The organism is Lacticaseibacillus camelliae DSM 22697 = JCM 13995, from assembly GCF_001311195.1.
GTDB classification, from domain to species: domain Bacteria; phylum Bacillota; class Bacilli; order Lactobacillales; family Lactobacillaceae; genus Lacticaseibacillus; species Lacticaseibacillus camelliae.
Genome location: NZ_BBAJ01000018.1, coordinates 20,512 through 39,708, shown reverse-complemented (window position 1 = coordinate 39,708; position 19,197 = coordinate 20,512). Strand labels below are relative to the sequence as shown.

22 protein-coding genes and 6 pseudogenes are annotated in these 19,197 nt (G+C 56.5%); 13 read left to right on the top strand and 15 right to left on the bottom strand.

Annotated elements, in window-relative coordinates; translation table 11 throughout:
- On the bottom strand, nt 1-242 hold a 242-nt coding region (locus JCM13995_RS05100; RefSeq protein ID WP_156314330.1), incomplete at its 3' end, for a hypothetical protein.
- Nucleotides 243-270: 28 nt separating this feature from the next.
- Between JCM13995_RS05100 and JCM13995_RS05095 the strand changes: the two genes are divergently transcribed.
- Complete coding sequence (locus JCM13995_RS05095) at nt 271-648, top strand: zinc-binding dehydrogenase (protein ID WP_054663162.1); 378 nt, start codon at nt 271-273, stop codon at nt 646-648.
- A gap of 71 nt (nt 649-719) precedes the next feature.
- Here the strand turns inward: JCM13995_RS05095 and JCM13995_RS05090 are convergent, their stop codons facing one another.
- Entirely contained in the window at nt 720-926 is a 207-nt protein-coding gene (locus JCM13995_RS05090; RefSeq protein ID WP_054663160.1) for a hypothetical protein, read from the bottom strand.
- A gap of 309 nt (nt 927-1,235) precedes the next feature.
- On the opposite strand from JCM13995_RS05090, the gene JCM13995_RS05085 reads away from it, so the two are divergent.
- A complete protein-coding gene (locus tag JCM13995_RS05085; RefSeq protein ID WP_054663158.1) occupies nt 1,236-1,718 on the top strand; it encodes a DUF2798 domain-containing protein in 483 nt (160 codons plus the stop codon).
- Between the two features lie 328 nt (nt 1,719-2,046).
- Here the strand turns inward: JCM13995_RS05085 and JCM13995_RS05080 are convergent, their stop codons facing one another.
- Together JCM13995_RS05080 and uvrC are read right to left on the bottom strand one after the other, a co-directional pair.
- On the bottom strand, nt 2,047-2,991 hold the full coding sequence (locus JCM13995_RS05080) for a Gfo/Idh/MocA family protein (RefSeq protein ID WP_054663155.1): 945 nt from the start codon (nt 2,989-2,991) through the stop codon (nt 2,047-2,049).
- Nucleotides 2,992-3,119: 128 nt separating this feature from the next.
- A pseudogene (gene uvrC, locus JCM13995_RS05075) lies at nt 3,120-4,906 on the bottom strand (excinuclease ABC subunit UvrC).
- A 147-nt stretch (nt 4,907-5,053) separates the two neighbouring features.
- Between uvrC and JCM13995_RS05070 the strand changes: the two are divergent.
- The 5 genes and pseudogenes from JCM13995_RS05070 to JCM13995_RS05060 all read left to right on the top strand — a co-directional run bounded on the left by JCM13995_RS05070 (nt 5,054) and on the right by JCM13995_RS05060 (nt 7,893).
- Nucleotides 5,054-5,143 carry a type I toxin-antitoxin system Fst family toxin gene (locus JCM13995_RS05070; protein WP_054663152.1) on the top strand — a complete coding sequence of 30 codons (90 nt, stop codon included), beginning with the start codon at nt 5,054-5,056 and terminating at the stop codon, nt 5,141-5,143.
- 267 nt (nt 5,144-5,410) lie between these two features.
- Complete coding sequence (locus JCM13995_RS14335; RefSeq protein WP_156314329.1) at nt 5,411-5,551, top strand: hypothetical protein; 141 nt, start codon at nt 5,411-5,413, stop codon at nt 5,549-5,551.
- Nucleotides 5,552-5,624: 73 nt separating this feature from the next.
- Nucleotides 5,625-5,870, top strand: coding sequence for a hypothetical protein (locus JCM13995_RS15730; protein WP_225350727.1), 246 nt, complete (start codon nt 5,625-5,627; stop codon nt 5,868-5,870).
- Nucleotides 5,849-6,859 (top strand): MFS transporter, encoded by a 1,011-nt coding sequence (locus tag JCM13995_RS05065; RefSeq protein ID WP_263849571.1) that lies wholly within the window; start codon nt 5,849-5,851, stop codon nt 6,857-6,859. Before JCM13995_RS15730 ends, JCM13995_RS05065 begins: the two co-directional genes overlap by 22 nt.
- A 243-nt stretch (nt 6,860-7,102) precedes the next feature.
- A pseudogene (locus JCM13995_RS05060) lies at nt 7,103-7,893 on the top strand (aldo/keto reductase).
- A 114-nt stretch (nt 7,894-8,007) separates the two neighbouring features.
- Here the strand turns inward: JCM13995_RS05060 and JCM13995_RS05055 are convergent.
- Nucleotides 8,008-8,755 (bottom strand): annotated as a pseudogene (locus tag JCM13995_RS05055) (amino acid ABC transporter ATP-binding protein).
- 158 nt (nt 8,756-8,913) lie between these two features.
- Here JCM13995_RS05055 and JCM13995_RS15165 point away from each other — a divergent pair.
- Nucleotides 8,914-9,066, top strand: coding sequence for an SPJ_0845 family protein (locus tag JCM13995_RS15165; protein ID WP_169790468.1), 153 nt, complete (start codon nt 8,914-8,916; stop codon nt 9,064-9,066).
- A 104-nt stretch (nt 9,067-9,170) separates the two neighbouring features.
- Nucleotides 9,171-10,129, top strand: a pseudogene (locus JCM13995_RS05045) (2-hydroxyacid dehydrogenase family protein).
- 48 nt (nt 10,130-10,177) lie between these two features.
- Here the strand turns inward: JCM13995_RS05045 and JCM13995_RS16765 are convergent.
- The 4 genes from JCM13995_RS16765 to yihA form a co-directional block, all read right to left on the bottom strand.
- On the bottom strand, nt 10,178-10,636 hold the full coding sequence (locus JCM13995_RS16765; protein ID WP_263849570.1) for a sulfite exporter TauE/SafE family protein: 459 nt from the start codon (nt 10,634-10,636) through the stop codon (nt 10,178-10,180).
- Between the two features lie 7 nt (nt 10,637-10,643).
- A complete protein-coding gene (locus tag JCM13995_RS16760; protein WP_263849569.1) occupies nt 10,644-10,949 on the bottom strand; it encodes a TSUP family transporter in 306 nt (101 codons plus the stop codon).
- Nucleotides 10,950-11,022: 73 nt separating this feature from the next.
- Nucleotides 11,023-11,313: a nucleoside triphosphate pyrophosphohydrolase family protein gene (locus tag JCM13995_RS05035; protein ID WP_054663149.1), complete on the bottom strand. Its 291-nt coding sequence runs from the start codon at nt 11,311-11,313 to the stop codon at nt 11,023-11,025.
- Nucleotides 11,310-11,912, bottom strand: coding sequence for a ribosome biogenesis GTP-binding protein YihA/YsxC (yihA, locus tag JCM13995_RS05030; protein ID WP_054663146.1), 603 nt, complete (start codon nt 11,910-11,912; stop codon nt 11,310-11,312). Before yihA ends, JCM13995_RS05035 begins: the two co-directional genes overlap by 4 nt.
- Nucleotides 11,913-12,113: 201 nt before the next feature.
- On the opposite strand from yihA, the gene JCM13995_RS05025 reads away from it, so the two are divergent.
- Genes JCM13995_RS05025 through JCM13995_RS05020 form a run of 3 tightly spaced genes read left to right on the top strand, consistent with a single transcriptional unit; the run spans nt 12,114 to nt 13,434 of the window.
- Nucleotides 12,114-12,773, top strand: coding sequence for an NAD(P)H-binding protein (locus tag JCM13995_RS05025; protein WP_369385612.1), 660 nt, complete (start codon nt 12,114-12,116; stop codon nt 12,771-12,773).
- A complete protein-coding gene (locus tag JCM13995_RS17565) occupies nt 12,731-12,958 on the top strand; it encodes a Rossmann-fold NAD(P)-binding domain-containing protein (RefSeq protein WP_369385611.1) in 228 nt (75 codons plus the stop codon). The genes JCM13995_RS05025 and JCM13995_RS17565 overlap by 43 nt, the downstream gene beginning before the upstream one ends.
- A 38-nt stretch (nt 12,959-12,996) precedes the next feature.
- Nucleotides 12,997-13,434 carry an Rrf2 family transcriptional regulator gene (locus JCM13995_RS05020; protein WP_054663143.1) on the top strand — a complete coding sequence of 146 codons (438 nt, stop codon included), beginning with the start codon at nt 12,997-12,999 and terminating at the stop codon, nt 13,432-13,434.
- A gap of 91 nt (nt 13,435-13,525) precedes the next feature.
- On the opposite strand, the gene JCM13995_RS05015 is transcribed toward JCM13995_RS05020, so the two are convergent.
- The 6 genes and pseudogenes from JCM13995_RS05015 to JCM13995_RS18015 all read right to left on the bottom strand — a co-directional run bounded on the left by JCM13995_RS05015 (nt 13,526) and on the right by JCM13995_RS18015 (nt 18,364).
- Complete coding sequence (locus tag JCM13995_RS05015; RefSeq protein ID WP_225350722.1) at nt 13,526-13,903, bottom strand: DUF1304 domain-containing protein; 378 nt, start codon at nt 13,901-13,903, stop codon at nt 13,526-13,528.
- A gap of 63 nt (nt 13,904-13,966) precedes the next feature.
- Nucleotides 13,967-15,219: pseudogene (clpX, locus tag JCM13995_RS05010) on the bottom strand (ATP-dependent Clp protease ATP-binding subunit ClpX).
- Nucleotides 15,220-15,333: 114 nt separating this feature from the next.
- Nucleotides 15,334-15,888: a DUF805 domain-containing protein gene (locus tag JCM13995_RS05005; RefSeq protein WP_054663140.1), complete on the bottom strand. Its 555-nt coding sequence runs from the start codon at nt 15,886-15,888 to the stop codon at nt 15,334-15,336.
- A 119-nt stretch (nt 15,889-16,007) separates the two neighbouring features.
- Nucleotides 16,008-16,151 (bottom strand): hypothetical protein, encoded by a 144-nt coding sequence (locus JCM13995_RS05000; protein WP_156314327.1) that lies wholly within the window; start codon nt 16,149-16,151, stop codon nt 16,008-16,010.
- A 123-nt stretch (nt 16,152-16,274) separates the two neighbouring features.
- Nucleotides 16,275-17,659 (bottom strand): annotated as a pseudogene (gene tig, locus JCM13995_RS04995) (trigger factor).
- 105 nt (nt 17,660-17,764) lie between these two features.
- Nucleotides 17,765-18,364 (bottom strand): PepSY domain-containing protein, encoded by a 600-nt coding sequence (locus JCM13995_RS18015; protein WP_054663134.1) that lies wholly within the window; start codon nt 18,362-18,364, stop codon nt 17,765-17,767.
- A 440-nt stretch (nt 18,365-18,804) separates the two neighbouring features.
- Here JCM13995_RS18015 and JCM13995_RS04985 point away from each other — a divergent pair, with 440 nt between their 5' ends.
- Nucleotides 18,805-19,134: a hypothetical protein gene (locus JCM13995_RS04985; protein ID WP_054663132.1), complete on the top strand. Its 330-nt coding sequence runs from the start codon at nt 18,805-18,807 to the stop codon at nt 19,132-19,134.
- Nucleotides 19,135-19,197 lie beyond the last annotated feature (63 nt).

The following is a 19,197-nucleotide window of genomic DNA, read 5'->3' as shown; positions in this document are numbered from 1 at the left end:
CAACGCAGGTGCGGGCCCCGGCCCGAGACGTCGTGGTGCTCCCTCGGGCGCTGAGCTTCGAGCAGGCCGCCGGGATGATCACGCCGGGCATCACTGCTTACCGCGCCGTGGCCGTTTTCACCAGGCTCCAGCCGGGCCACACCGTGGTCATCAAAGGCGCCAGCGGTGGCGTGGGCCTGCTGGTCGTGCAGCTCGCCAAAGCGCGAGACGTGCATGTCATCGGCGTGGCGTCGGGCAATCACCGCAACCAGGTTCTAACGGCCGGCGCGGATGAATTTTTTTGCCTACGACACGGAAAACCACGTGGCGGCGCTGGACGGCCGGGCGGACATTGTCTTCAACGTGGCCTTGAACGGCATCAACGGCCAGGACGATGTCGCAATGGTCCGGCCCGGCGGCCAAATCATCAGCGTTGCTCACCGCGAGCCATACAGCGACAAGCCGGTGCAGTTCACGCACATTCACCCGCTGGCAGTGCCCAACGACCACACCATCCTCACTGAACTGGTACCGTTGTTTGCAGACGGCCTGCTTAAACTGCCGATTGGGACGCTCTTCCCGTTCACCGCAGCCGGCTTTGCCGCGGCGCACGACCTGCTGCCAAGCCCCCACGAAGGCCGCATCGTCGTGTCCGCCGCGGATGACTAAGCCCACGCTAAAATGACCCATCCGGCTGTCTTCAGCTGGGTGGGTCTTCGTGTTTCTGCATTCCGCGAACGTTAAAGCGTCGCGCTTAGAGCGCCCATGAGCACCACGGCAAGTGCCAAAGCCCCAAGTGCCACCTTGCCGCCGCCCACCGATTGGGCCACGCGGTCAAAGGCCCGCGCGTGCAACGTCGCATTGAACCGCCGCTGCTCGCTGCTGGCCGGGTGCGCCACCTGACGCGTCTGATAATGGCCCTTGAGACCGAGCCCCGCACTCATCATAATATCATCTTCCCCTTATAGACTAATCGTTTTCTAACCGTCTTGCCATTATGATACGCGCTTACACGCAAAAAGGGAAGCACAGAAACAGAAATCGCGTCTTAAATCAGCCGCACATAAGGAAGAAGTAATCCGACCAGCGGCAATAACCAGAGAGTATTTTCTGAAAATAGTTCTTACACCCGCTGAAAAATTCTGGTATGGTTAAACTCTGCTGCAAGCGACAACTATGTCAATTGGTTCCGTATAGGCGTTTGGCGCTGACTCTACCACCAAAAATTTTATGCTGACAGCCAAGGAGTTTTATCTGTGCCTAAGAATTTTAAAGAAGAAGTATTTTTCAGTCTCATCATGGCCGGTTTAATGGTTTTCGTCATGGCGGGTTATAACGTCGCCATGAGCGATGGTTTCAGTGCCGGTTACGTCCTCGAGGTGCTCAAAGGTTACCCAGTCGCGCTTGGCGTGGCGTTAGTCCTTGACCTAGGTCTAGTTGGCCCAATTGCGAAGAAGATTTTCTTCAATCGCATCTTCAAGCCCGAAATGGAAGAAAAGCCCGCAATCATCGGCGTCTGGATTTCCGTCCTGATGGTTGCTGGGATGGTCAGCCTGATGTCCGCATTTGGCATGATCGTCACCGCCAACTTTGGCGGCAACATTGGCCTCACCTATCTGCACACCTGGATATTTAACCTGTTCATGGCGCTGCCACTGCAGCTGCTGATTGTCGGCCCAATCGCCCGGACCGCTTTAAGCGCGTTCCAAAATCGTGGTCAGGTCATCGATCCCGACTAGCCGTTACCACCGCCAGTCCACGAAAAATCAAGCCACACCACAAGTCCTCGCTGGAAAGTTCTTCGGCGTGGGCTTGTTTTTTTGCCTGAGACTGGCCCTTCTACCGGTGGGGCTTCACTCTCCCGCGGCGGCGTGACCGGCCAGACTAAAAAAAGCCGGCCGTCATGGGCCGGCTTGCTGGGTCTGCAGCGATACCTAGACCGTCTGGCCCACTTTTTTGCCAATGCCGAGCGTTTCAATTCCTCGAGACTGCATCGCAGCTGGAATCACCAAGGATCCTCGCGCAGATGCAACTCACATTAAATTTACAGGTCTTGCCGGTCCTGGATTAAACCTGAGCGGCGGTCATTAACTGATCGATCAATTTGATCACATCCAGCGTTTCCTGGCTGAAGGCTAGCCCAGTCGCCGGCGTTTGCACCGCTTGCTCAAAGTCCGCAACTTCATAGGCCATGGCCTGGGCGGTTTGGCCCACTTGAATGACCCGAGGCGTGCCATCCGCCCCCACCAGCGTCGCGGAATCGGCACGCAAGAAGTTGGGCACCTCGATATAACCACCATCACCAGTGATCAGTGCGCGCTGCGGTAAGTTGGCCCGAAACGCCATGTTGGCATTGGCAAGGACCCCCTTATCCGTCGCCAACGCGATCGACCACATTTCGTCGACGCCGGTCGGGGCCTTTTTCATCGTGTACTGAGGCTGACCCAGCGTGTCACCGCTGAAAAAGCGAATGAACGACAGGGCGTACGTCCCGATATCCTGCATGGCGCCGCCGCCAAGCGCTGGATCAAAAAAGCGATTCTTCGGGTCCGCGGCCATCACGCTGCCAATATTCGCTTGGATCATCTTGAGCTGACCGATCTGCCCAGCCTCGATGAGCTGCCGCAGCTGACGATAAAGCGGCATGTGATAAATCGTCATCGCCTCGGCGAGGATCAGGTGTTTCTGGCGGGCAAGGTCGTACATCGCCTTGGTCTCTGCGTAGTTGCGCCAAATCGCCTTTTCACACAAAACGTTCTTCCCGGCTTCCAGACACAACCGAATGTCCTTGAGGTGCTGAGAATTCACCGTCGCAATGTAAATGCAGTCGATGTGCGGGTCTGCCGCCATCTCCTGGTAAGACGCGTACTGGTGCTCAACCTGAAAAGCGGCCGCAAACTGCGCAGTCCGCGCCGGGTCCCGACTCGCCACGCCGTAAACCGGCCGCGTCTCATTTATCTGCGCCGCAAAATCCCGCGCAATTTTGCCTAAGCCCATGATTCCCCATTTCATTTGCTCAACCTCCTGATTCCCGTTAACGATTAACGTGTCCACAGCCATGTTCATTATACGGTTAACTGACGCGTGCGCCGCTTTTGTTGCGCCAAACCCACGAAAAAAGCCGACCACTGCTGGTCGACTTACTGGGCCTGCAGCGATACCTTGATCGCCTGGGCCACTTTCTTGCTGATGCCGAGCTTTTCAATGTCCTCGACACTGGCTTCTTTGATGTGATTAATGGTCTTGAACTGGCGCAGCAGTTTCGTGCGCGTCTTGGGCCCAACGCCTTGGATCATTTCCAGCTTGGACGCCAGCGAGTTCTTGTTGCGCAGCTGGCGGTGGAACGTGATGGCGAAGCGGTGGACCTCATCTTGGATCCGCGTCAGCAGGTAGAAGCCCTGCGAGTGCGGATCGAGATCAATGGGTTGGTCCAAGTCGCCGTAAAGCAGGCGGGCCGTGCGGTGCTTGTCGTTTTTGACCATGCCGGCAACAGGAATGTGCAGGTTCAGCTCGTTTTCCAGCACGTCCTTGACGGCGTTCATTTCGAGCTCCCCGCCATCCATCAGAATCAGGTCCGGCATTGACTTGTGCTCCTTGAGCAGGCGCGTGAACCGGCGCCGAATGACCTCGCGAGTGTTCGCCTCTTCGTCAGCACTGTGGTTGCCTTCCGCCTCAGCGAGTTTGTACTTGCGGTAGTTGCTCTTCTCGGCGCGGCCGTCGACGAACTGCACCATGGCCGACACCGGGTTGGTCCCCTGAATGTGGCTGTGGTCAAACGCTCGATGACGTGCCCGTACGGCAGGCCCAACGCCTTGAAAATCTCTTCCTGGGCCCCAACGGTCGTGCGGTTATCGAGCTCAAGCAGCCGGAACTTTTCGTCCAACTTGATCTTCGCGTTCTTCTTGGCCAGGTCCATCAGCGAGCGCTTTTCGCCGCGCTGTGGGGTGCGCACCGGCACACCCAGCACCTGAGCCAGGACATCATTGTCGAGCCCCGCCGGCACCAGGATCTCCTTGGGCAGCACGTTATTCTTGCGGTTGTAGAACTGCATGATGAAGGTTTCAAATTCCTCGTTGGCCGTCGTGGTGATGGCAAACAGCCGCGACTCGCGCTTCATCAGGCGCGCCTGGCGAATGAAGAAGATCTGGACCGACATCCAGCCCTTGTCCATGTAAAAGTTGAACACGTCGCGCTGGGTCTTGTCGTTGGAAATGATCTTCTGTTTTTCGACCGTGGCCTCGATGTAGTGCAGCTGGTCGCGCAGCTCGGCGGCACGCTCGAACTCGAGCTTCTTGGCCGCGTCTTCCATTTTCTTGGTCAGTTCCTGCTTGACCCGGCCGGTGTTGCCATCCAGGAAGCTGCGGATCTTGGTGATCTGCTTGTCGTACTCTTCCTTGGGCACCGTCCGCCAGCATGCCCCGAGGCATTGCCCCATGTGGTAGTACAGGCACGGCCGGCCCTGGAAGCCGTTGCAGCGGCGCAGCGGGTAGACTTTTTCCAGAAAATGAATGGTCTCCTGCGCGGCGTACACGTTCGGGTACGGCCCAAAGTAGTAGGCCCCGTCCTTTTTGACGTCGCCGGTCAGCTCGATTTTCGGGTCGCGCTCGTTGGTGATCTTGATGTACGGGTAACCGGTCCCTTTTTTCAGCTTGATGTTGTAAAACGGCTGCCACTTCTGGATCAGCGTGATCTCAAGCAGGAAGGCTTCCTTGTCGCTGGACGTGACGATGTAGTCAAAGTCCGCGACTTCGGAGACCATCTTGGCGACCTTGCCTTCGTGGCTGCTCTTGAAGTACGAGCGCACGCGGTTCTTCAGGTTCTTGGCCTTGCCGACGTAAATGATCTTGCCGTTGATGTCCTTCATCTGGTAACTGCCGGGCAGATCCGGCAGCAGCGCCAGCTTGTGTTCAATGTGAGCGGATGCCATGCACTCGCCTCCCTTCTTATCTTTGCCGTTCTATTGTAAATTTGTCACTGACAGAATACAAGTCAGCCGGGCACAATCGATTGAGGGAAAAGCTTGGCACCAGCGTAATTAGAAATTGGCAACTAGCTCCGAGAGGGGGTGTCCCACATGCATGAAATCTTCGTTGTGCTCATTGCACCGATCCTCGTCGGTGTCGCGACTTCGCTTGTCGATCATTGGCTGGATGATGACAAATGAGCATGAGCTAGCTGCCATCTAACCCACGCGTCGGTTTGCATCCAAGCCCTCGAAAAAAATACCGCTTCCTTGCGCATAAGGAGGCGGCATTCGTGTCCCACATGAGTGAGAAATCTTCGAATAACGTGATTATATCATGCGCCACTGAATTTTGACAACTCACTGCCTTTTCGTCCTAAGTGGCCTGCCACTGCTGCCGCCTGGCTGGCGTCCTACCGCCGGCCGTGCTATACTGGTCCTACTAACTTTTAGCAAGGAATGAGACACATGCCCAAGCACAACAAGAAGCGGTCGCGTAAAGACGCAGCCGAAAAGCTGGCCCGGGAGTCGCGCAGCCAGCTGCAAGGCGCACTGCGCCAAAGCCTAGCCCACGACCACCCCGGCGTCAAAATCACTAGCAAGCATTAACCAGACCGCCCACAGCGGTCTTTTCTTTTGCCGCGGCGGTTTGTATACTGGTAAGGTTTGGGCGGAGGTAAAAATGAAAGAATTTATGGCACTGAACAACAACTTAAAACTGCGCATGCTGACGGTGTTTTTGGCAGTCATGCTGTCCAGCTCGGTCGGGCCGAACATGACGATTTACTACGCCAAGTACTTCGGTGCCAGCATCACCGGGGTCCTGCTCATCATCGTCTCGGCCCTGGCTTTGTCGCCGGGCTGTACGGCGGCCACCTCGCCGACGTACACGGCCGCAAACCGATCATGGTCGCCGGATCCCTGCTGACGCTGCTCGGCTTTGCCATCGCCGCTGCCATGAACTCACCGCTGGGCCGCTACCCGGTGCCGACCTTCTTCGGGTTTCTGATCGCCCAGGTCGGCGGGGCCATCACCAGCCCGGCTGAGGAGGCGATGGTAATCGACGTGTCGACCCCGAAGAACCGGCGCTATGTGTACGCGCTGATTTACTGGATCATCAACATCTCCGTCATGATTGGGGCCGCGCTGGGCGGCTGGTTCTTCCGCGATTACCTGTTTGAGCTGCTGGTGGGGATGATCGCCGTCACCATCATTAACCTGATCATCATCCAGTTCTTCATGACCGAAAGCTTCACCCCCGACCACAGCCTTTCCGGCTCGGTGTGGCAGGCCGTGCGCGGCTACCTCGGGGTGCTTTCCGACCACCGCTACGACTGGTACCTCGTCGGCATGGTGTTATCAGGCATCGTCACCGGCCAGCTTGGCTATTACCTGGCCGTGCACCTCGGCGCGGATTTTCACACGGTGCGGCTGTTTGGGCTTGAGATCTACGGCCAGCGCATGCTTTCCGGCATCACCCTAATCAACACCGCCATCATCATCCCCTTCATGTCGCTGTTCACGCGGCTCACCCAAGCCTGGTCACTGCGCCGCGCCTACACCATCGGCATGGCGCTGCAAACCCTCGGCTTTGCGCTGGCGTGCCTGTTCAACACGCTGTGGCCGATGGTGGCCTGCGCGGTGATCCTGACCATTGGGGAAATGATCGTCGTCCCGCCGAGCCAGACGCTGCGGGCGGACCTCATGGATCCGGAAAAAATTGGCACATACTCCGGCGCCTTTTCGGCCGTCAATCCCATGGCCAACATCCTGTGCGGCGCCACGGTCACCCTGTCCGCGTGGCTCGGGGGCATCGGCATGGCGATCCTGTTCGGGCTGTTGGGCGGCCTGTCCATTCTGGTCGTCGTGCACGTCATTGGCATGAAGCCGACACATGCGCCTGAACAAGCCGAATAGAAAAGGAAAGCTGCCCTGACCGGTTGGGAAATCTCCCCGGTTAGGGCCGTATTTTTTTTACGCAAAATCACTGGCTCACCCGCGTCGCGCAAGGCACAATACACTTACTATTCGTTTGTATCTTTGTTTGTGAACGCGCATACTAAACTCATTCAATCTTCACCAAAGAAAGGAATCTGCACATGCAAAAAAACATTCAGTTTCGATCAAACATTAACTGTCAACCGGCTTGGCTATGGCACAATGCAATTGCCAGGCAAAGGCGTCTGGGGGCCTTCTGTTGACCCTGACAACGCCGTTGCCGTGATTGAAACCGCCATTGACCACGGTGTGAATTTCATCGACACCGCCGATGCTTATGGGCGCTGTATGCCAACCTTTATCTGCGTGAAGCGCTCAAGCAGCGCCCCAACAGCCAAGTGATGGTCGCCACCAAAGTCGGCTTCACCCGCCAAGGCCCTAACCAATGGATCCCGCTTGGTGCGCCAGCCTACTTGCGCCAACAGGTTGAATTAAACTTGATGACTTTAGGCTTGGATCACATTGACTTGCTGCAGCTGCACCGCATCGACCCCAACTACCCGCTGGCAGATCAAATCGGCGAACTGGCTAAAATGCAAGAAGAAGGCAAAATCCGCCACATTGGGCTGAGCCAAGTATCGGTTGCCCAAATTCAAGCGGCCCAGAAGATTGTCCCAATTGTTTCGGTTCAGAATCGTTATAACCTGATCGACCGCAAAGACGAAGCCGTCTTAAACTACGCCGAAGCCAACCACTTGGCTTTTATTCCCTGGTTCCCGTTGGCCACCGGTAAACTGGCCCAAGGCGAGCAATTACAAGCCATCGCCAAGCGCTACAATGCCAGCCCAGCTCAAATCGCGTTGGCTTGGCTGCTCAAGCGCTCTGATGTGATCTTACCGATTCCTGGCACCAGCTCAACCAAGCATGTCGTTGACAACATTGCCGCGCAAGACATCGAATTAAGCCAAGCAGACTTTGACACCTTAGATCAATTAGGCCGTCAGCAACAATAACCCACTAACTCGCAATTACGCACTGGTAATTGCGAGTTTTTTTCGTCGTACAAAAAAAAGCCGCCGCACCGGTTGGGAAACCTCTCCGATGGGCGGCGATACTATAGCCAAAAATTACTGGGCGAGCACCTTGCTCAGGAATTCCTTGGTCCGGTCTTCCTGTGGGTGACTGAAAATGTCTTCCGGCTTGCCCTTTTCGGCGATCACGCTTGGTCCATGAACCAGACCTCGTTGGCCACCTGACGGGCAAAGCCCATTTCGTGCGTGACAATGACCATGGTCATGCCGGACTTGGCCAAGTCCTCCATAACTTTCAGGACTTCGCCGACCATTTCCGGATCAAGTGCTGAGGTCGGTTCGTCAAACAGCATGACGTCCGGCTCCATGGCCAGCGCCCGCGCAATGGCGACACGCTGCATCTGCCCACCAGACAGGCTGCTTGGAACTCATTCGCCTTGTCGTCCAGGCCGACCTGATCAAGCAGCGCCTTGGCCTTCTTGGTGGCCTCTTCGTCATTGGCGGCCTTGACCTTCATCGGCGCCAGCTTGATGTTGTCGAGCACGGTCATGTTCGGGAACAGGTTGAACTGCTGGAACACCATGCCCATTTTTTCGCGGACCTTGTCGAGATCTTTTTCGCTCAGGGTCGTGAGGTCGGTGCCCTCAAACTTGACCGAGCCGCTGGTCGGCTTATTCAACAGGTTCAAGCTGCGCAGGAACGTCGACTTGCCGCCGCCTGACGCGCCGATGATGACAATGACATCGCCCTGGTTGATGGTTTCCGAAATATCATTCAGGACGACCTGGTCCCCAAACTTCTTCACCAGATGATCGATTTGAATCAATGGCTGTGAATCGCTCATATTGACTACTTCCCTTCGCCGGCAAGACGCCGAACTCATATCTTGAGACTAACTATACACGCTAATTAGTTTTTATGCAATATATATACGCATAAATTCATTTTTTCGCGGGTAAATAAAACATGCTATACTAGCAGCAACGAAGGGAGTGTCTGCGCATGGGCTTGAAAGTAAACACCAAAAACGACTGGGGCGAAATGTTCGACAAGTTCGCCACCATTCCCGAAGCAGCCAAAGCGGCTGGCCCGGATCCCAAGGCCAAGGAAAAAGCCGAGAAGGCCAAGGCAGCCAAGGATAAAACGAAGAAGTAACGCTCAGACCGCCGCGCGCGGTCTATTTTTTACCCTCGCGCAAAGGCAAATGGGTTGGGCCAAATCCAAGACGTGGTAAAATCGAAGCGAATGGAGGGAGTAACATGCCAAAAGTATTTATCTCCGACCGCATCCCCAAGGCCGCGGCTGACACGCTGACCCAGGCTGGTTTCACCGTGGATCAATATCTGGGTACCGGGTTGATCAGCGAGCAGGCCCTCGCCGCTGGCACCCACGATGCCGATTTTCTGATCGCGACCCTGTCGACTCAGGTCACCAAAGCCGTGATCGACCAGGCGCAACGCTTGAAGCTGATTGCCAACTACGGCGCCGGCTTCAACAACATCGACGTGGCCGCCGCCAGCGCGCGCCACATCCCCCGTCACCAACACCCCGGCGGTGTCGACCACCGCGGTCGCCGAGGTCACGCTGGGGTTAATGCTGGCGCTCTCCCACCGCATCGTCGAAGGCGACCAGCTGATGCGCGGGGCCGGTTTTGACGGCTGGCAGCCCCTGTTTTTCCTCGGCCACGAGCTGGCGGGCAAAACGCTGGGCATTGTCGGCGCCGGCCACATCGGCCAGGCCGTGGCCAAACGCGCCGCTACGTTCGGCATGAACATCCTGTACACCCAGCGGCATCAGCTACCGGCAGCCCGTGAGCAGGCGCTGGGCGCGACCTTTTGTCCCCTTTGATGAGCTGGTCTCCCAGTCCGACATCATCACGCTGCACGCGCCTCAGACCGCCGAGAATTTTCACCAGTTCAACGCTGAGACGTTTAAGGCCATGAAAAACACCGCGCTGCTGATCAACGCGGCGCGCGGCCCGATCATCGATGAGGCCACCCTGGCCGATGCGCTGGCCGCCGGCGAAATCGCCGGTGCCGCGCTAGACGTCTACGAGCACGAGCCGCAAGTCGAGCCGCGCCTGAAGACGATGAAGAACGTGATTCTGACGCCGCACATCGGCAACGCGACGGTCGAGGCGCGCGACGCCATGGCCATGATCTGCGCCAATAACGTGATCCGGTCCAGCCGCGGCGAACCCATCACGCCGGTCAATTAACCAAAGCAGCCGCAAACGGCGCTGGGCAAGAAGCCCGGCGCCGTTTTTTTATACCATGTATGCGGTGTAGAAGAAGTACGCCGCCAGCCCAAAGGCCGCAATGCCGATCGTGATGCGAATGGCCCGCTGCGGAATGTGCCGCACGACCATCGGCCCGATGTAGCCTCCGCCAAACATGCCAATGCCCAGCGGGATCACCATGAGCCAGTATACCTTGGTGGTAAAGGCGTAAATCACCAGAGACACGATATTGGTCAACAGCGTGGCGAAGTTTTTCAGCGCATTGGCCTCGGCGAAGGATACCGGCAAGGTCAGCGATAGGATCGCCAGCATGATCACGCCGGCCGCCGCGCCAAAGTAACCGATGTAGATGCCGACCAGAAAGACCAGAAAATTGCGCTCGACGAGCTTCCAGCCAGTGACAGTGTGGCCCTTCGTGTGCGCATTGGTCTTGGCCCGCGCCGACCAAAGCATCATGACCCCAGCGCTGGCAATCAGAAACGGCACCACTTTTTCAAAGGTGGCGCCCCGGCGCGATTGCCAAAATCACGGTGCCCAAGATGCCGCCAATCAGCGCATAGCCGGTGACTGCAAACATCAAATTGCGATTGGCCTTTAACTCCCGCGCCGATGAAATACCGGCCCCAACCCCGGTAAAAATCATCGCGGCCGTGTTCGTAACGTCGGCGGACACCGGCGGCACGCCCAGCGCGATCAACACCGGGTACATCACCAACGACGCCATCCCCGCGATGGACGACAGCAGGCCCCCGGCAAACCCGGTGACCAATAGGATCATTGTAATTAAGTAAATATTCATTGCTCGCGCTCCCAGGATGCCTCACCATCAACATTAAAAAGCGACCAGGGCAAACACCGCGGCCGCAATTTGGTTAAAGCTTGGCTTCTGGGTACTTTTTAGCCAACGTCGCCAGGTTGGCCTTGGCCACATCGTCCAGCGGAATGTCCGCCCAGAGCGCGATTTGAGACAGGTACCACAGCACGTCGCCAAGCTCATCTTTCAGCTTGTCCGGCTCGAGGTCCTGGCCCTGAAAGGCGTACCGCTTGATGCGGTCGACCACCAGACCGGAATCCGAGGCGAGCCCCAACGTCAGGTTCGTCAACACGTGCTCGTTGCCGGCCAGCGTTTTGTTGGCCTTTTGCTGATACTCATTCAAGTTCATTGTTCACTGCCTCCGATTCCCGTTTGCTTCGTCAGCCAGTCCCACACGGCGTCCTTGCCCTCGCCCGTCGTCGCGGAGAACATCACGAGCTGGTCCGTCTGGTTCAGATCCAGCGTCTGCTTAATGTCCCGCATGATGGTTTGCCGCTTGGCCTTGCTGGTTTTATCGACCTTGGTGCCGACCACCAGCACATCCACGTTGAAGTACTTCAGGTACTGGTACATGGACACGTCGTCCTCACTGGGCGTGTGCCGCGCGTCCACCAGCTGCACCGCCCCGCGGAACGGCTTGCGCGTGCTCAGGTACTCCTCGATCATGCCGGCGAAGCGCTCGCGGTCTTTTTTGGAGACCTTCGCGTAGCCGTAGCCTGGCACGTCGACGAAGTACAGCAGGTCCTCGATGTTGTAAAAATTCAGCGTCTGGGTCTTGCCTGGCACCGCGCTGGTGCGCGCCATGCTTTTGCGGTCGATCAGCTTGTTGATCAGACTGGACTTGCCGACGTTGCTGCGGCCGACAAACACGATCTCCGGGTACCCGGTGTCCGGGTACTGCGCCGCGCTGACCGCGCTAATGGTCAGGCTGACATTGTTGACTTTCATAAACTACCTCCTGTAACACTCTGCCATTCAGTTTAGCATACCAGCAGAACAATTGGGCTCATCGGTCCGGTTACGGTTTGGTGACGTTTGAAAAGGCGAACCAAATCATCGCAACCAGCGAATTGTTCCTTGTGTTTTTTAAGACAACATGTTACGTTAATCTGCACAGGAAAGAATATTCAACTAAGGAGCTCTTCATTGATGACAACATATGCAGTAACAGGCGCCACTGGCCGCTTCGGTCAGCGGGCATTACAGTATCTCGCAGCCAAAATTTCTACCAGCGACATTGTGGCGTTGGCGCGCAACACCGAAAAGGCGAAAACGCTCGACCCCGCCGGCATCACGATCCGCCAAGCCGACTACACGGACGTCGACCAAATGACCCAGGCCCTGAAGAACGTTGACCGCCTGCTCTTTATTTCCTCCGTCCCAGGCGGCGCGGTGTCCCGAAGCCAGCAGCACCAGAATGTGGTGACGGCCGCCAAGCGCGCCGGCGTGAACTACATCGCCTACACCAGCTTTCCTCACGCAGACGTATCCACCGCGGCCCTGGCTGCCGACCATCACGCGACCGAGCAAGCCATCTTGGATGCCGGCATCAAGCACAGCTTCTTGCGGAACAACTGGTACCTGGAAAATGAAATGCCCCGGTTGAAGGCCGCCGCGGCCGGTCAGGACTTTCTCTATGCCGCCGGTGAGGGCAAGGTCGGCTGGCCCTTGAGCGCGAGTACGCCGAAGCCGCAGCCGATGTGCTGGCGGCGACTGACACCAAGTCGGTCTATGAATTTGCCGGTCCGGCCCGCACCTACCGGGAATTGGCCGAGGCCATCAGCGGCCAGTTTGAAATCAAGAGCCTGAACGATGCCGACTACCAGGCGGCACTCGCGGCAACCGGGGTCCCCGCAAAACTGACCGGCATTTTCGCCGGCGGTATGGCAATGATCAAGGCAGGCGTGCTGGATGAAAACTCGACTGATCTGCCGGACGTACTTGGCCACGCGCTGACCCCACTGTCTGACGCCGTCAAAGAAGTGCTAAAATAAGGCCTAGCTGTTATTTTGAACGAGCGAGGTGACAAGCAATGCAATACTCCCACAAGCTAAGTGACGCCGTCCACGTGCTGGCCTATGTCCAGATTGGCGCCGGCTGGGACCTGTCGAGTAAGAAAATTGCTGCCAGCATTGAGGCCAACCCCAGTGTGGTGCGGCGCCTGATGGCCATGCTGGTCAAGGGCGGCCTGCTCACCAGCCATCCGGGCATGGTGCAGCCCGCCCTCGCCCGGCCGGCCGCTGAGATCAGCCTGCTGGACGTTTACCGCGCAGTGGACCCCACGGCGCTGTTGCACGTCGATGAGAAGACCAACCCGCAGTGCCCAATCGGCGGCAACATTCAAGAGACCTTGAATGAGGTTTACGACCAGGTCCAGCAGGCGGCCGAAGCCGAAATGGCCAAAGTCAGCCTGCAGCAGATCATTGACGGCATCGTTGGCCGCGCCAAGGCCCGGAAAATGATGGCCTGACCCAAAAATGGCCCCAAACTCGTCTGGTTTAAATTTCGCCAGATCAGTTTGGAGCCTTTTTCGTGCGCCGAATTTTGAAGTTGAAACGAATTTAGCCCATCAAGGAAGCCAGAATCAGCGCCAACCCAATCACGGCCGGCAGCACCTGCACCAGGAAAATCTTCCGCGTGACGGTAAGCCCACCGTACACACCGACTACCAGCAGGAAGACCAGGAGAATCAAGGCAACGGTCAAAAACGACGGCCCTGTTATCGTGAAGGCACTCGCCAGCATCGCCGCCCCCAGCATCAGGTTGTAGACGCCTTGGTTGGCCAGCGCAATTTGCGCATGGGACTGTTTCACGAAATCAAGTGGCAGCCCGAAGACACTGGCTTGCTTGGCAGGGGCGCCACGCATTTCAAGCCCCGCGATTCCAAGGTGCTCGACCCCAATCAGCACCAGTAAAGCTTTCAACCACCAAGTCATCATTTCCGCTCACTCCTCATAAAAAAAATGCCCGCAACGAGAGACTCGCTGCGGGCACGCGCCTGCTTAGGACGCCTTTTGGTCTTTTTCTTTAATCAGTTCCGGCTTGCCGGTGCCTTCGACAGCGGCCTTAGTCACAACGGCCTTGGTCACATCTGGCTCGGATGGCAAGGTGAACATCATGTCCTGCATGACAGCTTCAATGATGGACCGCAAGCCACGGGCCCCGGTGTCGCGCTCGATCGCCTTGTGGGCAATCGCGTGCAACGCACCAGTTGTGAACTCGAGCTCGGTGTTGTCCAGGGACAGCAGCTTCTGGTACTGCTTGACCAACGCATTCTTTGGCTCGGTCAGGATGCGGACCAAGTCGTCTTCGGTCAGCTTCTCCAGCGAGGCGATGATTGGGATCCGGCCGATGAATTCAGGAATGATCCCGAACTTCATCAGGTCTTCTGGCACGACCTGCTGCATCAGCGACTTGCCTTCGACCGCCTTGGACTCATCAGAATTCTTGCCGAAGCCGATGGTCTTTTCACCGAGGCGGTTCTTGACGATGGTCTCGATGCCATCGAAGGCCCCACCGACGATGAACAGGATGTTCGTTGTGTCGATCTGGATGAACTCCTGCTGCGGGTGCTTGCGGCCACCCTGCGGCGGCACGTTGGCGATCGTGCCTTCCAAGATCTTCAGCAGGGCCTGCTGACGCCTTCGCCGGAAACATCACGAGTGATGGAAACATTTTCAGCCTTCTTGGCGATCTTGTCGATTTCATCGATGTAAACAATGCCTTTTTCCGCACGCTCGACATCGTAGTCGGCGTTTTGCAGGAGCTTGAGCAAGATGTTTTCAACGTCTTCACCCACGTAGCCCGCTTCGGTCAAGGTCGTGGCGTCCGCGATGGCAAACGGCACGTTCAAAATGCGCGCCAAGGTCTGAGCCAGGAACGTTTTCCCTGACCCAGTCGGCCCGATCAGCGCGATGTTGGACTTTTGCAACTCCGTGTCGCCTTTTTCGGCCACATTCATCTGGTTCACGCGCTTGTAGTGGTTGTAAACTGCGACCGCCAGTGCTTTTTTCGCAGCGTCTTGGCCGATCACATAGTCGTTTAAGACCTTGAGGATCTCGACCGGCTTCGGTACTTCAAGCATGTTGTCAGCGGCATCCTGCTTGAACTCCTCGTCGATAATCTCCTTGCACAGGTCGATACATTCATTGCAGATGTAAACGCCAGGGCCAGCAACGATCTTTTTCACCTGATCCTGCGACTTGCCGCAGAACGAGCAGGTCACAGGCCCGGTGGTTTCAACGTTGTCAAACATTAACTTTCAACCCCTTCTTAATAACTCCATGATACCAAACTCAGGCATCATGCCTAGTTGCACTCGCGCAAGCATAGCATAAGCGCAAGCCCCCCTGCAAGCGCCGCGCTTCATTTAATTGGTCACGGTCGAATCTATGGCCACAGGCGGGTTTTTGCTTGGCAGCAAATCGATCACCAACTCGAAAAGCGCCGCCACCACGATCAGCGCGATGCCGATTGCCGTGGCCCATGGCTGATCGTTCAACTCACCGTTTGGCAGCAAAATGCCACCCAGCGACCCCGCCGCGTAAAAGCCAACCAGCCACCACCAGGACCACCCGGCGTCGCGAAACCGACGCACTTCCATTGACAGTCCCGGCACGATGATGGCCACCCCGTAAATCATGAACACCGCGATCAACGCGATCAAACTGCTGAGTCGCAACATATCCCCGCTAAATAACTTGGTGATCCCGTGATCAACGCCGAGGATCAGCCACCCCAATGCAATCACGAGCCCGGCAATGAGCAGCCGCCACAGCGCGACCCACCAGTACTCACTGCGACTGGAACGGCCGGTGAAATTGACGTAGTTTGCGAAGAACCCGATCCCCGAGCGCAAAAAGCCCGCACGGTAGTACTTGTTGTCAGCTTGACGCTGCACCTCGGCACTGACTGGTTTAGCCATGACGTCACCTCCCGTTTTCTTGACTCCAGCATACGCGCCTTGACAAGCGCTGTCATTAATTCGCCATTGTCGATATATTCCCCGGAAAAAAAAGCGCTCAGCCAACTGCCCGTGACGCTTCAGCTGACACCCAACACCAAGAACAGCAGACCAGCCACAATGGCGGCCAGGCCGATGGTGAAGACCAGACCGCGAGCTTTTTCATTCATCCTGCGCCGACGCGACAACAACACCAGCGCCAAACCACTCAGCATGATCAGCAAGGGCCGTCTGCCTGGCCCGCCGGCCAAGCGTACAATTAAACGCGCGATTCGAATCATGGGCTAGCCTCCTCAGATAGAAAAAGCACCCCCCGCTATGCGAGAGGTGCACCGCCAACAATCTCATTACTTGGCGTCTTTGGCATCCTTTGCGTCAGCCTTTTTGTCTGCCTTGGCATCGTCCTTCTTAGCAGCTTTCTTGGTCGACTTCTTTTCGGCCTTCGGGGCCACTTCCTTGACGTTGTCCGTGATCAGGGTGATCGCGTCCTGAACGCCAATGTCGTGCTTCAGCATGTCATCGGTGAGGGCCTTGCGAACGGCCTTCTCTTCCATGTTGTATTCGCCAGCCAGGCGCTTAATTTCAGCCTTGACCTGGTCGTCAGTCGGCTCGATCTTTTCAGCCTTGACGACCGCTTCAAGGACCAAGTTCGTCTTGACGCGGCTCTCGGCGTTGGCCGCAAACTGCTTCTTCAGGTCGTCTTCGGAGGTGCCAGTCAGCTGGTAGTACATCTGCGGGGAGATGCCCTGTTGCTGCATGGAGCTCATGTACTGGTTCATTTGGTTGTCGACTTCGGTGTCGATCATGGCCTGTGGAATCGCCGGGATCGTGGCGTTCGCAACAGCCTCAGCAATGGCCTGCTCCTGGATGGCGTCCTTAGCGGCGTCGTCCTTCTTTTCCTGCAGGTCAGACTTGATCTTCAGCTTCAGTTCTTCAAGCGTGTCAACGTCTTCGTCGTCCAAGTCCTTGGCAAAGTCGTCATCCAGCTTAGGCAGTTCCTTGCTCTTAACTTCGTGGAGGGTCGTCTTGAATTCGGCGTCCTTGCCTGAAGTTCCTTAGCTTGGTAGTCATCCGGGAAGGTGACCTTGACGGTGACTTCATCGCCGGCTTTGTGGCCGATCAGCTGATCTTCAAAGCCAGGAATGAAGGAGTTAGAGCCCAGTTCGAGCGAGTAGTTCTTGGCAGAGCCGCCATCGAATTCCTTGCCGTCAACGGTGCCGACATAGTCGATTGTGACCGTGTCGCCCTTTTCAGCCTTGCCGTCTTCCTTGAGTACGAGTTCAGCCTGGCTCTTCTGCTTGTCTTCAAGCTCCTTTTGAACATCTTCGTCAGTGACGGTAGTGTCCTGCTTGTCAACTTCAAGACCCTTGTAGTCGCCCAGTTTAACTTCTGGGGCAACGGTAACGGTGGCCTTGAGGACCCAAGGCTTGCCTTCGTCCATTGAATCGATGTCGACTTTTGGCTGGTCGACCGGGTCGATACCGGCTTCCTTAACCGCGGCGTCGTACTCGCTAGGCATCACGATGTTCAGTGCGTCCTCGTACAGTGCGGACTCGCCGTACATGTGATCGAACACGGTACGTGAAACGTGGCCCTTACGGAAGCCTGGCACGTTCAGGTTCTTCTTAACGCGGTTGAACGCTTGGTCCAACCCCTTTTTGATTTTATCTTGCGCGATTTCGAAGGTCAAAACACCTTCCGTGTCGCCTTTCTTTTCCCAGTTTGCAGCCATGATATCCCTCCGACTATTTTCTGTTATTCGTATTGCATACTTTAGTTATGATACGCGAAAAGCCCGCCTTTGTAAACGTTCGGCGGGCCTGCCAAGAAAAAAACTTTACGGGCGCCTAATCGTCGGCCACCGCGGCTGACGCAACTCCGCTGTACGCGTCAACGTGAACCACGTGTTCGCCGCTGTCGTGCTGCAGCGAAACCTCCCACTGTACCTGGCCGTTATCGGTGTCCAGATCCCACTCGGTGGCGGTGCTGCCAGCGAGCTTCTTGGTGGCGGCCGCGTGATGTCCTTCAGCGGTTTCAGCCCGGCGCGCTTGATGACCGGGTCGTTGTCGTCGGTCGAGTCCTCCTCGTCCTGAATCGTTTCGCCGGTGTCGCCATTGATCGTCATTTCGTGCTCGGTCGTCCCGACGTTGCCGGTGATTTCATATCGGTAGGTCCCGGTTTCGCGATCGAGCTTCACCGCCGTCACCTGGGCATCCGGATGAGCCTTCACGAAAACGTCCCAGGCCTGATCCAGCGTCTGTTTAGGCAGCGTTTGGGCAACCTTGCTGCTGGAAGACCGGCTGGACTTGGTCGACTGGCTTGATTTCGTTGTCTGGCTGCTTTTGTCTTTGGCTTCGTGATCGTCATCATCGTGGCCGCAAGCGGCCAGCCCTAGGGTCGTGAGAGCAACTACGGTAATAAGGACGCGTTTGATCATTGTCAGACTCCTTTGCGGTGAGTGATTGCGCTGTCATTAATCCTAGTTTAGCAAATGTTTTGCTTCCTGCATAGAAAAATAGTTTATCTAGTTTATAAGTTTTTTTGAAGCAAGACACGATCCCCCTTCTCACGTCCAGAGTCCTAGTGCTGAGTATGCATCGGCACCGCCAGGATGAGTCAGTGCAAAAGGGCCACCGAGTTGGCGCCTTACTAGTTCCTCCGGGCCATCCGGTATTCCTTTTTCAGATCAAATCTCGTATAATAGAAACAAAGAAGAACGTATGTATCAAGAGTGTTGGTAGTGGCTATGCACTGTGACCAACCGGCAACGTACCGCAAGGCAACGTGCCCCACCATAGACGGATGCAGATCAACTCACTCGGGAGGTCGTGCATTTGTGTACGGCCTTCTTTTAATTCAAGAGTGGAGGAATGAACTATGTTAGTTTTTAATGATGGAAACTTGATGGAAGTTGCAACCGGGGCCGAGGCCGTTCAGGCACTGATCGACTCGCTGCCGGGACGCACGGAACTTAACTGCATTGGCCTGAACACGTACCTGCTGGCGCGGAGAAATAGCTCTTCAGCGCAGGTCGCCCAGCTGGATGCGATCGTGATTCAAAAACTCGCACGCGCTGCCAAGGCAGAGGCACAACCTGCCAAGACCTGGTACCAAAAGCGCGCCAGCAACATCAACCGCAACTGGCTGAACGGCTTTGCCACCTCGCCTGACGTCCCGGAAACGGTCCGTCAAGCGGCCACTTTGTAAGGCGTAACTGGCGAATCACAATCAGTGATCAAAATCCTCGGGCAACCGAGGATTTTTTGTGCG